The 13973-nt window shown below is 69.2% G+C and carries 9 protein-coding genes and 4 tRNA genes; 5 read left to right on the top strand and 8 right to left on the bottom strand.

Going from position 1 to position 13973, the window contains the following annotated elements; genetic code table 11:
• Window positions 1-98: 98 nt before the first annotated feature.
• Entirely contained in the window at window positions 99-1196 is a 1098-nt protein-coding gene (locus POF73_RS42475; protein WP_272124771.1) for a Leu/Phe/Val dehydrogenase, read from the bottom strand.
• 221 nt (window positions 1197-1417) lie between these two features.
• Here POF73_RS42475 and POF73_RS42470 point away from each other — a divergent pair, with 221 nt between their 5' ends.
• Window positions 1418-2260, top strand: a complete 843-nt coding sequence (locus POF73_RS42470; RefSeq protein ID WP_272124770.1) for a hypothetical protein — start codon at window positions 1418-1420, stop codon at window positions 2258-2260.
• 570 nt (window positions 2261-2830) lie between these two features.
• Window positions 2831-3037, top strand: a complete 207-nt coding sequence (bldC, locus tag POF73_RS42465; RefSeq protein WP_003949541.1) for a developmental transcriptional regulator BldC — start codon at window positions 2831-2833, stop codon at window positions 3035-3037.
• A 559-nt stretch (window positions 3038-3596) separates the two neighbouring features.
• Here the strand turns inward: bldC and POF73_RS42460 are convergent.
• The 7 genes from POF73_RS42460 to POF73_RS42430 all read right to left on the bottom strand — a co-directional run bounded on the left by POF73_RS42460 (window position 3597) and on the right by POF73_RS42430 (window position 11064).
• Entirely contained in the window at window positions 3597-3791 is a 195-nt protein-coding gene (locus POF73_RS42460; RefSeq protein WP_272124769.1) for a DUF6274 family protein, read from the bottom strand.
• Window positions 3792-4139: 348 nt separating this feature from the next.
• Window positions 4140-4214: transfer RNA gene (locus tag POF73_RS42455), tRNA-Asp, on the bottom strand.
• A 94-nt stretch (window positions 4215-4308) separates the two neighbouring features.
• Window positions 4309-8295, bottom strand: coding sequence for an ATP-dependent RNA helicase HrpA (gene hrpA, locus POF73_RS42450; RefSeq protein ID WP_272124768.1), 3987 nt, complete (start codon window positions 8293-8295; stop codon window positions 4309-4311).
• A gap of 842 nt (window positions 8296-9137) precedes the next feature.
• Window positions 9138-9211 (bottom strand) — tRNA-Phe (locus tag POF73_RS42445).
• Between the two features lie 25 nt (window positions 9212-9236).
• Window positions 9237-9311, bottom strand: a tRNA-Asp gene (locus POF73_RS42440).
• Window positions 9312-9348: 37 nt separating this feature from the next.
• A tRNA-Glu gene (locus POF73_RS42435) sits at window positions 9349-9421 on the bottom strand.
• Window positions 9422-9501: 80 nt separating this feature from the next.
• Entirely contained in the window at window positions 9502-11064 is a 1563-nt protein-coding gene (locus tag POF73_RS42430) for a metallophosphoesterase family protein (RefSeq protein WP_272124767.1), read from the bottom strand.
• An 85-nt stretch (window positions 11065-11149) separates the two neighbouring features.
• Here POF73_RS42430 and POF73_RS42425 point away from each other — a divergent pair, with 85 nt between their 5' ends.
• From POF73_RS42425 to POF73_RS42415, 3 genes are all read left to right on the top strand, one after another.
• Window positions 11150-11500, top strand: coding sequence for a metallopeptidase family protein (locus POF73_RS42425; protein WP_109004752.1), 351 nt, complete (start codon window positions 11150-11152; stop codon window positions 11498-11500).
• Window positions 11501-11609: 109 nt separating this feature from the next.
• Window positions 11610-12152 (top strand): hypothetical protein, encoded by a 543-nt coding sequence (locus POF73_RS42420; RefSeq protein ID WP_272124766.1) that lies wholly within the window; start codon window positions 11610-11612, stop codon window positions 12150-12152.
• A 237-nt stretch (window positions 12153-12389) separates the two neighbouring features.
• The coding region (locus tag POF73_RS42415; RefSeq protein WP_272124765.1) for a DEAD/DEAH box helicase at window positions 12390-13973 on the top strand (1584 nt) is incomplete at its 3' end.

Genomic DNA, 13973 nt, shown 5'->3' with positions numbered 1-13973 from the left:
TGGTCAACCGCGATTTTAACCACTTCTTGGCGGCCGACCCGCCGACGAACGTGAGAGTTCTCTCTAAGCGTGCGCCGACGGGTACCGGCCAAACCTCGTCAGCGCGTCTTGCGCGCCTCCGCGGCCTCGTGCATCCGCTGCTCGGCGATCCGGTCGGCCGCGGCGGCCGGCGGAATTCCATCCGTCTTCGCACGTGCGAATATGGCCAGCGTGGTGTCGTAGATCTTCGACGCCTTCGCCTTGCACCGGTCGAAGTCGAAGCCGTGCAGCTCGTCGGCGACCTGGATGACACCGCCGGCGTTCACCACGTAGTCGGGCGCGTAGAGGATCCCGCGGTCGGCGAGGTCCTTCTCGACGCCCGGGTGTTCGAGCTGGTTGTTGGCGGCACCGCAGACGATCTTCGCGGTCAGCGCGGGCACGGTGTCGTCGTTCAGGGCCCCGCCGAGCGCGCAGGGGGCGTAGATGTCCAGGCCCTCGGCGCGGATCAGGGTGGCGGTGTCGGCGACGGCCGTCACGCCCGTCGGGTGGGCGGCGAGGATCCGGCCCACGGCCTCCTCGCGCACATCGGTGATCACGACCTCGGCGCCCTCCGCGCGCAGGTGCTCCACCAGGTGGTGGCCGACCTTGCCGACGCCCGCGATGCCGATCTTGCGGTCGCGCAGCGACGGATCGCCCCACAGGTGCTGGGCGGAGGCCCGCATGCCCTGGTAGACGCCGAACGCGGTGAGCACGGAGGAGTCGCCGGCGCCGCCGTTCTCCGGCGAGCGTCCGGTCGTCCAGCGGCACTCGCGTGCCACCACGTCCATGTCGGCGACGTACGTACCGACGTCGCAGGCGGTGACGTAGCGGCCGCCGAGCGAGGCCACGAACCGGCCGTAGGCCAGCAGCAGCTCCTCGCTCTTGATCCGGTCCGGGTCGCCGATGATCACGGCCTTGCCGCCGCCGTGGTCGAGACCGGCCATGGCGTTCTTGTACGACATCCCGCGCGCGAGGTTCAGGGCGTCGGCGACGGCCTCTTCCTCGGTCGCGTACGGGTAGAAGCGCGTACCGCCGAGGGCAGGGCCCAGAGCGGTGGAGTGGATGGCGATGACGGCCTTGAGGCCGCTGGCGCGGTCCTGGCAGAGCACGACTTGCTCATGACCCCCCTGGTCCGAGTGGAACAGGGTGTGCAGGACGCCGTGTGTTACGTCGGTCACTGTGGTGACTCCTGAGTACTGGCGGCGGTTGGAGCGAGCTCCCGTACGGGTGGCGGGGGCTTGTGAGCATGAGATTAGACCCCTCGGCGCCCGTCCAACCCGCAGTGCTCAGGATCACCTACTCGCGGAGTAAGGCCGTGCGACGATTTGCATAGTTTTCCCGCATCTTTGTGAGCGGGTTTCGCAGGTTTTCCTGGCAGAGGGCGGGGGAGGGAGCAGGCGTGCCCAAGGTGTCCTCGGTGATCGTCCCGTACGCGGCCTATCTGCGCGTCTACGAGCCGCTGGCCGCCTTCCCCGAGCCCGAGCGCAGCCACTGGGCCCGCTACGCCCGCCGCCCCGACCGCCCCTCGTACCAGGACGAACTGCGCCGCTCCCTGGCCGACTTGCTGCCCACCCCGCCCATCCCCGTGCCCGTGCACGAGAGCAGCGACGCCTTCGTGCTGGAGGTCGACGGGGTGCTGTGCGTGTGCCCGTGGCGCACCCGGCTGCGCGGCTGGCAGGCGCTCGGGGAGCTCGCCGAGGAGCTGCCGAAGCCGGTCCTGGAGGCGGTGCTGCCGCTCGTCGTACGGCGCCAGGCCGCCCAGGACTACGAGCGCTGGCTGGCCCGCAACCCGGACGCCCGGCCGTGGATCCGCACCTCGACCTGGCAGGTGCCGCTGCACTGGTTCGTGCTGGTGTCGGACGAGGAGCGGCGCTTCGACAAGGGCTCGGGCGAGATCCCGCCGATGCTGCGCTACCGGACGCCGATGGTGCAGGCGCGGCGACGGGTGGCGCGGGCCCTGCGGACGCTGAAGGACGCCATCGACGAAGGGCCGCTCATCGACGGCCTGGTGGACGTCGGGCGCTGGCTGGAGGAGTTCCACCCGCGCTCACTGGTCGAGCTGGACTACGGCGGCCTGGTGCACACCCTGCCGGCCGGCGACCTGGAGGACGACCACTCGGCGGCCGACGTGGCCGACGGCATCGACGCGCTCAGGCGCGGCGACGGGGCGGCCGCGGGGGCGGCGTACGCACGGCTCGTGGAGCGGTGGCGGGCGGTGCGGGACCGGCGTTCGGCGAACTGAGCGGCCCGGGTGCGGTCGGTCGAACCATGTGACGTGGACCACGTGTGATGTAACGAACTGGCGTTTGACGGAGCGCCCGTTTTGGGGTTTCGTGCTCGCTCTGAGGTTCTTGATGTCACGTCAACAAGGGACGTAGGACCCGATCCGGGCGTATGCATCAAGGACGCGTCAACGCGCGTAAGCGTGACGGACCGCACGTACGCGGCCCTTGCGCCCCTAACCCTTCCTCGTGCCAAAATAGGACAAGGAGTCCGGGGAGGGCTCTCTCTCGACATTGCACGCTTTGGGGGGTCTTGTGACTCCTGCGCGCCACTGTGACTGATCGTCACAGTGGCGTGACTGTCCGCTATGGCATGGTCCATCGGCTTCCGTCGCTGATGAACACCTGGGAGGGCAATTCCATCGGTTTGGCCGACGCGGCTGGACAGATGGTGTAGTTGTAGTGCCGAGGACAAGCCGTTCGTCCTATAACCGACTCGACTCGTGTGCGCCATTTCGGGCAACGCGGGTCAAGGTGCAGAATTTAGAGGAAAGAACCGAGAAGGTTCGGTTCTCCCGAGGAGGCCGCTCATGACCGCTCGCACCCCTGATGCCGAGCCGCTGCTGACCCCGGCTGAGGTCGCCACGATGTTCCGCGTCGACCCCAAGACGGTCACGCGGTGGGCGAAGGCGGGGAAGCTTACTTCCATCCGTACGCTCGGCGGACACCGCCGCTACCGCGAGGCTGAGGTCCGCGCACTGCTCGCGGGCATCCCGCAGCAGCGCAGCGAGGCCTGAACAACTGCATAACCGGGCAAACCGGCAGTTCCCCCAACTTGCCGCGGCGCCCGGACTCTAGCTCCAAGCGACGCGGGTTCTGCCCCAACAGAGCCCACGCCCGAGCCGATCAAAGCTTGTCAGGCACGTAACCAGGGTGCGTCGTGGATCGCGCTGGACTCCGCCGAGTCCAGCGCGATCTTTTTGTGTGCGGAGTGTGTGCCGGCCGGGGGTTCCGTGGCGGGCGGTCGGGGCCTGCGGAGGCGGATCGGCGCTCCTGTGGAGCCGCCCTGGACGGTTCCTGGACGGCCCGTGAGCGGCTTCTGCGTGGCTCCTGCGTGACTCCTGGGCGGGCCCTGGGCGGTCACTGAGCGTGTGGCGGGCGATCGCAGGAAGCTGGTGCAATTGCACATATTAAATTGACCAGTTGTAGGTGAGGTGTAAGTACCGCGCTCCGGGAAACTCATGCGGTGACACCCGTCACACGCCTCGGTGCTTGTTGCCTCTGGCGTGTGTGCGCTAAAAGGAGCCGCGTGCTCCAGCGCCCCATGGAAGTACGGGAGTTGACGCCCCCGACCCGTCACGCGGTGGAAGCGGTTTCGTCCCCGCCGACCTCGGCCGGAGCCGGCCGAGCGGCATGCGGTGCGGAGCCCATCGCCAGCCGCAGCAGGTGATGGCAGATCGGGCAGTGCCGGGTCAGATGTCGATAGGAGGAGGCGGCTGACAGGTGCGCGCGGAGCAACGCCCGCGTTTCGTGCCGTGCCGATGCCGCCATACGCCACCTCCGGGGGCCACACGGGGAAGTGCCCTGATTTCTGGGTACCGAGCGAATGTGACTCCGTCAAGATGGCCGCCGTCGCGCAGGGAAGCACGAAGGAGCCCGCTCTCTTGCGGGAAGCGGGCCTTGCCCAGTGTGGACGGGTGAGGTGTGGGACGGAAGAGGGCCCGCATCCGGTATCGGATGCGGGCCCTCATTCCTGCTGCGGTCCTGACGGGATTTGCTGCACTCGATTGCGGCTGCGCCGCGGGCGCGGCCTCCACCTTGACAGGGTGGTGGGATGGGTGAGGTGTGGGATGGAAGAAGGCCCCCATCCGTTGCCGGTGGGGGCCCTCATTCTTGCTGCGGTCCTGACGGGATTTGAACCCGCGGCCTCCACCTTGACAGGGTGGCGAGCACTCCAAACTGCTCCACAGGACCAGGTTTCGCTGCGCCATTCATGCGTTGCGCTGCGAGAAGAGACTGTACAGGAGGGTGAGCCCGCTGGTCGAACTCACCCAGTGTGCACGGTCCGTTACGGCGCCAGCGTGTCGATCGTCTTCACGATCCGCTTGTCGGAGATCGGGTACGCCGTGCCCAGAGCGTGGGCGAAGTAGCTCACGCGGAGCTCCTCCAGCATCCAGCGGACGTCCAGCACCTGCTGCGGCACCGGGCGTCCCTGCGGCATCTGCTCCAGGAGCCAGGCGTACTCGTCCTGCATCTCGTGGACCTTCTCCATGCGCGTGGTGTCGCGCTGGACGTTCGTCGGCATCTGCTGGAGACGCCGGTCCACCGCGATCAGGTAGCGCATCAGGTCGGGCTGGCGCCGCAGCCCCGCCTCCGTCACGAAACCGGGCCTCACAAGGGCGTCCAGCTGCTTGCGTACGTCCGTGAGGTTCGCCAGCAGGACAGGGCTGCGCACGCCCTTCAGGCGGCGCTCAGCGGCCTGCCAGGCGGCGAGCACCTGCTGCACCTGCCCGACCGCACGGACCGTCGTGTCCACGATCTCGGCGCGCACCTTGTCGTACAGCTTCCGGTACGACTCCTCGTCCCACACCGGCCCCCCGAAGTCACCGATCAGCTTGTCCGCCGCCGCCATCGCGCAGTCGTCGAACAGGGCTTGGACGGAGCCGTGCGGATTGGCGGACAGGGCCAGCTTCTGGGCGTTCGTCAGCTTCTCGGATGCGAACTTCGCCGGATTGACCGGGATGTTGCGCAGGATCAGGCGGCGCGTGCCCTTCCACATCGCCTGCTGCTGCTCCGCCTCCGTGTCGAAGAGGCGCACCGACACCGTGTCGCCGTCGTCCACCAGCGCCGGGTACGCCTTGACCGGCTGGCCGGCGCGGCGGGTCTCGAAGACGCGGGTCAGCGAGCCGATCGTCCAGTCGGTCAGGCCCTTGCGCTCCAGGGACTCGCCGCCCTGGCGGGAGGCGGTGGCCGCGGCGGCCTGGGAGAGGGCCTGGCGGGCCTTCGGCCTCAGCTTGAGCTTCAGCGCCTCCAGGTCCTTGTCCTCGGCCAGCCTGCGGCGCCGTTCGTCGACGATCCGGAAGGAGATCCGCAGATGGTCCGGGACCTTCGCCCAGTCGAAGTCGTCGGCCTCGAAGGGCACGCCCACCATGCGCTTCAGCTCGCGGGCCATGGTCACCGTCAGCGGTTCCTGCAAGGGGACCGAGGCGTCCAGGAACCGCTTGGCGAAGTTGGGCGCCGGCACGTAGTGACGGCGGATCGGCTTCGGGAGGGAGCGGATCAGCTCCGTCACCAACTCCTCCCGCAGGCCCGGGATCTGCCAGTCGAAGCCCTCGTCCGTGACCTGGTTGAGGACCTGGAGCGGGATGTGGACGGTCACACCGTCGGCGTCCGCGCCCGGCTCGAACTGGTACGTCACCCGGAACTTGAGCTGTCCCTGCCGCCACGAGTCGGGATAGTCGGCCTTGGTGACCGCCGCCGCCGACTCCCGGATGAGCATCTCGCGCTCGAAGTCCAGGAACTCCGGCTCCTCGTGCCGCTTGCGCTTCCACCAGGAGTCGAAGTGGGCCCCGGAGACCACGTGCTCGGGGACCTTCTCGTCGTAGAAGTCGAACAGCGTCTCGTCGTCCACGACGATGTCCCGGCGCCGCGCCCGATGCTCCAACTCCTCGACCTCGCTGAGGAGTTTGCGGTTGTCGGCGAAGAACTTGTGGTGCGTGCGCCAGTCGCCCTCGACCAGCGCGTTGCGGATGAACAGCTCGCGGCTGGTCTCCGGGTCGATACGGCCGTAGTTCACCTTGCGCTGCGCGACGATCGGGACGCCGTACAGGGTGACCTTCTCGTACGCCATCACCGCCGCCTGGTCCTTCTCCCAGTGCGGCTCGGAGTACGTCCGCTTGAGCAGGTGCTCGGCGAGCGGCTCGACCCATTCCGGCTCGATCTTCGCGTTGACGCGGGCCCACAGGCGGGAGGTCTCGACGAGTTCGGCCGACATCACGAAGCGCGGGGGCTTCTTGAAGAGCGCCGAGCCCGGGAAGACCGCGAACTTGGCGTTGCGGGCGCCGAGGTACTCGTTGCGTCCGCCCTCCTTGCGCCCACCCGGGCCGGAGTCCTTGGACTCCTTCACGTCCTTCATCCCGATATGGGAGAGGAGGCCGGCGAGGAGGGAGATGTGGATGTGGTCGGCGGGGGCGTCGTCCTCGTTGAGATGGATGCCCATCTGCTTGGCGACGGTGCGCAGCTGGGTGTAGATGTCCTGCCACTCGCGAATCCGCAGGAAGTTCAGATACTCCTGCTTGCACATGCGGCGGAAGGACGAGGACCCGCGCTCGCGCTGCTGCTCACGGACGTAACGCCACAGGTTGAGGTAGGCGAGGAAGTCGCTCGTCTCGTCCTTGAAGCGCGCGTGCTGCTGGTCGGCCTGCGCCTGTTTGTCCGCCGGGCGCTCGCGCGGGTCCTGGATGGACAGCGCCGCCGCTATGACCATGACCTCACGGACACAGCCGTTCCGGTCGGCCTCCAGCACCATGCGGGCCAGCCGCGGGTCGACGGGGAGCTGGGCGAGCTTGCGGCCGGTCTGCGTGAGCCGCTTGCGTACGTCCTTCTCGGCCGGGTCGATCGCGCCGAGCTCCTGGAGGAGCTGGACGCCGTCGCGGATGTTGCGGTGGTCCGGCGGGTCGATGAACGGGAACTTCTCGATGTCACCGAGGCCGGCCGCGGTCATCTGCAGGATGACGGAGGCGAGGTTCGTCCGCAGGATCTCGGCGTCCGTGAACTCCGGCCGGGCGACGAAGTCGTCCTCGCTGTACAGCCGGATGCAGACACCGTCACTGGTACGTCCACAGCGGCCCTTGCGCTGGTTGGCGCTGGCCTGGGAGATCGGCTCGATGGGCAGCCGCTGGACCTTGGTGCGGTGGCTGTAGCGGCTGATGCGGGCGAAGCCGGGGTCGATGACGTACTTGATGCCGGGGACCGTGAGGGAGGTCTCGGCGACGTTGGTCGCCAGAACGATCCTGCGGCCGGTGTGCGGCTGGAAGACGCGGTGCTGCTCGGCGTGCGAGAGGCGGGCGTAGAGAGGCAGCACCTCGGTGAAACGGTAGTTCTTCTTGACGAGCGCGTCGGCGGTGTCCCGGATCTCCCGCTCACCGGAGAGGAAGACGAGGATGTCGCCCTTGCCCTCGCCCTGGAGCTCCTCGACGGCATCGCAGATCGCGGTGATCTGATCGCGGTCGCTGTCCTCGGAATCCTCTTCGAGGAGCGGGCGATAGCGCACTTCCACCGGATACGTCCGCCCGCTCACCTCGATGATCGGGGCGTCGCCGAAGTGCCGCGAGAACCGCTCGGGATCGATGGTCGCGGACGTGATCACGACCTTGAGGTCGGGCCGCTTCGGCAGCAGCTGCGCGAGATACCCGAGCAGGAAGTCGATGTTGAGGGACCGCTCGTGGGCCTCGTCGATGATGATCGTGTCGTAGGCGCGCAGCTCGCGGTCGGTCTGGATCTCGGCGAGCAGGATGCCGTCCGTCATCAGCTTGATGAAGGTGGCGTCCGGGTTCACCTGGTCGGTGAACCGCACCTTCCAGCCGACGGCCTCGCCAAGAGGCGTGTCCAACTCCTCCGCGACCCGCTCGGCGACGGTACGGGCGGCGATACGGCGCGGCTGGGTGTGCCCGATCATGCCGCGCACACCGCGGCCGAGCTCAAGACAGATCTTCGGGATCTGCGTGGTCTTGCCGGAGCCGGTCTCACCGGCGACGATCACGACCTGGTGATCACGGATGGCGTCCGCGATGTCGCTCTTCTTCTGGCTGACCGGCAACTGCTCGGGATACGTGACCGCGGGCACCCGGGTACGCCGGCCGGCGATACGCTCCTCGCCCTTGGCGATCTCCGCCTCGATCTCGGCCAGCACGGCGGCCCGCGCCTCCGGCTTACGGATCTTGCGCGCACCTTCGAGCCGCCGGCCGAGCCGGTGCGCGTCGCGCAGGGAGAGCTCGGTCAGACGGGGGGCGAGGGGGCCGAGGGCCGGGGTGGCGGGGGCAGGCTGCGTAGACATACGCGGTCCAGGATCTCATCCCACCGAAATCCATGGCGAACGCTTTTGCCTCCGGCGGCGGCCGAGCGCGCGACGTCCGCTCGGATACGCCAGGATTCGCCACCCCCTGTGGCGCCACTAGCTGCGCGTTCGTATTCGCCACCCCGGATGCGCCACTGACCGCCATGATCATTCGCCACCAGCAAACTCGACAAAGCGGGCGCGAGTGGTCCGTGATCACTTGATGGATGGTGAGGCTTGCGGTTACCTCTTCCAGGTGATGGCCGCAGGAACCGTGTTCCGGCCGTGTGCGCTCCCGCGTACGCACAAAGCCTGGCTTCAGGATGCAGCCCAAAGCCAGGCTCGTGCGCGGGGCAGGGTGGGTCCGGCCGAGTATGCGTCGGCCGGGCTCACTCACCCGGCCAGCCGTCCGGCTCACCCTTCAGCGCGTCACAGGAAGTGCTCGACGCACCCCGCAATGGCAGTGATCGCAGTCAGGAACAGTGCCGCCAGCTGCACCCACTCCTGTCGTGGATGCCTGTCGCGACGCCTTCTCCGTTTCGTTGATCGCTCCACCGCGCCCGATCTCCAATCTCTCTGTGTCCCAACTGCGTTGGGGCCTCCCCATGAACGGGCAGGCGTCTCGGGAGAGACTCGACCGGGCGTCTCGCAACATACCGGCGATGAGGGAGCGGAACGGCCGATCCCCGGGTTCGGCGCTCATATTCCTGCGCGGCGCCAGGGACTCGTGTATAGGAGGCGAGGCGCGGGGCGTACGGCTTTCGCGGGGTGGATGTGACTGACATGGAAAACGCCCCCTCCGGAAGATCCCGGAGGGGGCGTATGCCCTGCTAGGGCGGTTGTGGCTGGGGCCGGGGTCGAACCGGCGACCTATCGCTTTTCAGGCGATCGCTCGTACCAACTGAGCTACCCAGCCGTAAAGACTTCTCTCGAAGCCTTTGCGGTCCTGACGGGATTTGAACCCGCGGCCTCCACCTTGACAGGGTGGCGAGCACTCCAAACTGCTCCACAGGACCTTGCGATGCGTACGACAGTGTCGCACACCGTACTGCGTGCCCCCAACGGGATTCGAACCCGTGCTACCGCCTTGAAAGGGCGGCGTCCTAGGCCGCTAGACGATGAGGGCTATCGGCCCGCCTGGGCGCTTCTCAGCGCGTCGGGGACGTGAGAAGCATATGGGATGGCGGGAGGTATCGCCAAAACGGTTTACGGGGTGGGGGAGGGCGAGGTGGGGGACGGGGTGGAGTCCGGCGGTTGGTTCTCCTCCACGAGGTGGCGGCTCACCTCCGCCGTCGTCAGGCCCAGGCCCCCCAGTTCGATCTCGTCCCAGGCCTGGAGGCGATGGGTGTCGCGGTCGAAGTAGAGGATCGAGGTCTGGATGGGGTCGGGGTGCTTGCCTTCGACCGCGCGCAGGCCGCTGCCGCCGGTGGAGCCCTCGATGCGCAGGCGGGTGCCGTAGGGGAGGAGCTCCGTTTCCGGGTGGTGGATGTGGCCGGCCAGGGCCAGGGGGACCTCGCCGTCCGTCCGGCGGGCCGCCACCGGTTCGTGGGCGACGGCCACGTCGACCGGGGTGCCGGCGGCTTTCTGGTCGCGCAGGGAGGTGGCGAGGCGGGCGCCCGCCAGTTCGTTGGCCGCGTCGCCGCCGGGGATCGTCGAGCGGTCGGGGGTGAACTGGGGGTCGCCGATGCCGGCGAAGCGCAGGCCGGCGATGGTCGCCGCCTTGCCGTCGTCCAGGACGTGGACGTTCTTCAGGCCCTCCAGGTGGCGCTGGGTCACGCGGGAGTCGTGGTTGCCGCGGACCCAGACGTAGGGGGCGCCGAGGTCCTCGATGGGGTCCAGGAAGCCGTTCTCGGCGGCGGTGCCGTGGTCCATGGTGTCGCCGGAGTCGACGATCACGTTGACCTTGTACTGGTCGACGAGCGAGGCGATGATCTTCCAGCTCGCCGGGTTGAGATGGATGTCGGAGACGTGCAGGACGCGAATGGTGCTCGGGTCCGGGGCGTAGGCGGGGAGCGTGGAGGTGGCGTCGTAGAGCTTGGTCACGTTGGTGACCAGGCGGGCCAACTCCTTTTGGTAGACGTCGAATTCGGTGACGATGCTGCGGGCGTTGCCGACCAGGGACGGGGCGGAGGAGAGCAGGCCCGAGAACTTCGGTTCCAGGACCGACTCCGGGTTCCAGGTCGCGAAGGCGGTGCCGCCCGAGGCGGCCAGGAGGGTGAGGGCGAGGCCGCCGGCGGCAAGGGCGCGGCGGGGGCGGCGGTAGACGGCGAGGCCGAGCGCGGCGGCGCCGGTGACGACGGCCACGCAGCTGCGTACGGCGAGGTCCTGGGTGCCGTGGGCGACGTCCTGGGCGACCTCGTCCTGGAGGCCGGAGAGGCGTTCGGGGTGGTCGACGAGGGCCTGGGCGCGCTCGGGGTCGAGCTGGTCGACGTTGACGTCGAGGCGGACCGGGGCGGTGTGGCTGTCCAGGGTGAGGGCGCCGAGCGGGGAGACGTTGATCTTTGTGCCGCCGGTGAGGGAGGGGCGCAGGGTCATCGTGGTGTTCATGGGGCCGACGGGGACGCGTACGTTGCCGACGATCAGCAGGCCGAGCCAGGCGCCGACGATGACGACGGTGACGAGGCCCAGCGCTCGTGCCCAGGGGTTGGGCCGGGCGACGAGTTCCGGGGTGGGGTGCGGGCGGCGGGTGGTGTAGCGGCGGGTCAGGGCGCGCGGGGCCTTCGGCAGGTGGCCGAGGGCCTTCAGGACTGCGGCGGGGACGCGGGCCATTGGTCCCGTATGCCCAAGGGCGCGGGTGGATATGCGAGACCGCTCGCGGCTCCTTCCCGGCGGCGTCGTACCCGACAATGGGCCTGTGCTGGAGATGACGCGCGAGGAGTTCGAGGAACTGGTCGCCGAGGCGCTGGACCGGATTCCGCCGGAGTTGACGCGGCTGATGGACAACGTCGCGGTGTTCGTCGAGGACGAGCCGCCGGCGGACGATCCCGAGCTGCTCGGGTTGTACGAGGGGACTCCGCTGACCGATCGCGGGGAGTGGTACGCCGGGGTGCTGCCGGACCGGATCACGATCTACCGGGGGCCGACGCTGCGGATGTGCGCGTCGCGGGAGGAGGTCGTCGCGGAGACCGAGGTGACGGTGGTCCACGAGATCGCGCATCACTTCGGGATCGACGACGCGCGGTTGCATGCGCTCGGGTACGGGTGAGCGAGCGGTGCTGACGGGGTGCGCGTGGCTTTTCCGGGGCGCGTGTCCTCTTGTGGGCGGCGGGAGTTGGGCAGGTTGACTTCTTCGCCCGCCACTGGAGGTGGCCGCCGTGCGCCCCTTGTACGTACCCGTTCGTCTGGCCGCCACGGTCATGGCCGTCGCCGCTGCCGCCGGCTGCATGAGCGTGGGCGAGGACGGTGACGGCGGGAGTGCGAAGCCGTCGCACTCCGCCGGGCAGCGGGGTGGTGAGGCGCCCGATGGGGGGTCGGCCGTGTCGGGTGGCGGGTCCGGGTACGGGGCGCACGCCGACGGTGGCAAGCGGGGGGAGAAGAAGGGCAAGGAGAAGAAGAAGGGCGATAAGGGGGGCAAGGAGTCGGCGTCTCCTTCGGTCTCGTCGTCCGTGGCGGCGAGCGCCTCCGCTCCGGCCGGGGGCAAGCCGGTGGAGCCGGGGAGCACGGTGAAGCCGGGTCCCACTCGTACGGCTGAACCCACGCCCACCCGGACTCCGGATCCGGAGCCGACGCCGAGCCAGGAGCCGACGTCCGTGGAGCCGACGCCCACGGTGGCCGAGCCGTCGTCCTCGGCGCACGAGGAGACGGGGCCGCAGCTGGCCCAGCGGGAGCCGGCGCCGGCCGCGGGGTCGCCGGCGTAGGACCCGTGGGGCTTGGCGAGTGACGTTGCCTACATGGGCGACGCTCGGTTTGCCTTGGGGGGCTGGGGGTGCGTATGGTGGTAGATCGTTTGATCCCATTTGCCCGGCGCCACTGCAGAGCGCGCCGTGTGGCGCGTACTCTCCCTTGCCGTGGCGGACCGCATTGAGGCGGTCGTAATGCGAATCACGGAGTTGACGGGCGCGTGCCGACGAGACTCCGGAAGGTTTCGCTTACGCATGTCCATTTCCAGTCCTGACCACGTCGTCGTGCCCGAGAACGACGAGAACGCGGCCGTCGAGGAGACCCCCGAGGTGACCTTCGCGGACCTCGGTCTCCCCGAGGGCGTCGTGCGCAAGCTCGCGCAGAACGGCGTGACGACCCCCTTCCCGATCCAGGCCGCGACCATCCCGGACGCCCTGGCCGGCAAGGACATCCTGGGCCGTGGCCGCACCGGCTCCGGCAAGACCCTCTCCTTCGGTCTGCCGACCCTGGCGCGCCTCGCCGGCGGCCGCACCGAGAGGCACAAGCCGCGCGCCGTCATCCTCACCCCGACCCGTGAGCTCGCGATGCAGGTCGCGGACGCGCTGCAGCCGTACGGCGACGTCCTCGGCCTGAAGATGAAGGTCGTCTGCGGCGGTACGTCGATGGGCAACCAGATCTACGCCCTGGAGCGCGGCGTCGACGTCCTCGTCGCCACCCCGGGCCGACTGCGCGACATCATCAACCGCGGCGCCTGCTCCCTGGAGAACGTCGAGGTCGCCGTCCTCGACGAGGCCGACCAGATGTCCGACCTGGGCTTCCTGCCCGAGGTCACCGAGCTGCTCGACCAGGTCCCGGCCGGCGGCCAGCGCATGCTGTTCTCGGCCACCATGGAGAACGAGATCTCCACGCTGGTCAAGCGCTACCTGGTCGACCCGGTCTCGCACGAGGTCGACGCCGCCCAGGGCGCGGTGACGACCATGTCGCACCACATCCTGATCGTGAAGCCCAAGGACAAGGCGCCGGTCACGGCCGCGATCGCCTCTCGCAAGGGCCGCACCATCATCTTCGTCCGCACCCAGCTGGGCGCCGACCGTATCGCCGAGCAGCTGCGCGACGCCGGTGTGAAGGCCGACGCGCTGCACGGCGGCATGACGCAGGGCGCGCGGACGCGGACGCTGGCCGACTTCAAGGACGGTTACGTCAACGCGCTCGTCGCCACCGACGTCGCCGCCCGCGGTATCCACGTCGACGGCATCGACCTCGTGCTGAACGTCGACCCTGCCGGTGACCACAAGGACTACCTGCACCGCTCCGGCCGTACCGCTCGCGCGGGCCGCTCCGGCACGGTCGTGTCCCTGTCCCTGCCGCACCAGCGCCGCCAGATCTTCCGGCTGATGGAGGACGCGGGCGTCGACGCCTCGCGCCACATCATCCAGGGCGGTGCCGCCTTCGACCCGGAGGTCGCCGAGATCACCGGCGCCCGTTCGATGACCGAGGTGCAGGCGGAGTCCGCGGGCAACGCCGCTCAGCAGGCCGAGCGTGAGGTGGCTCAGCTCAACAAGCAGCTGGAGCGGGCGCAGCGGCGTGCCGTCGAGCTGCGCGAGGAGGCCGACCGTCTCGTCGCCCGCGTGGCGCGCGAGCGCGGCGAGGACCCCGAGGCCGCGGTGGCCGAGGCCCAGGCCGCGGCGGTCGAGGCCGTCGAGGTGGCCGTGCCCGAGCAGCCGGTGGCGCAGGACGCCGACCAGGCTGACAAGGCGGAGGCTCCGGCGTACGAGCGTCGTGAGCGTCGGGACAACGACCGTGGCGGTTTCCGCCGTGACGACCGCGGTGACCGTGGT

The organism is Streptomyces sp. HD, assembly GCF_028369295.1.
In the GTDB taxonomy this organism is placed as follows: Bacteria; Actinomycetota; Actinomycetes; order Streptomycetales; family Streptomycetaceae; genus Streptomyces.
The sequence above is the reverse complement of the archived record's forward strand: the minus strand, read 5'-3'. Positions and strand labels throughout refer to the sequence as shown.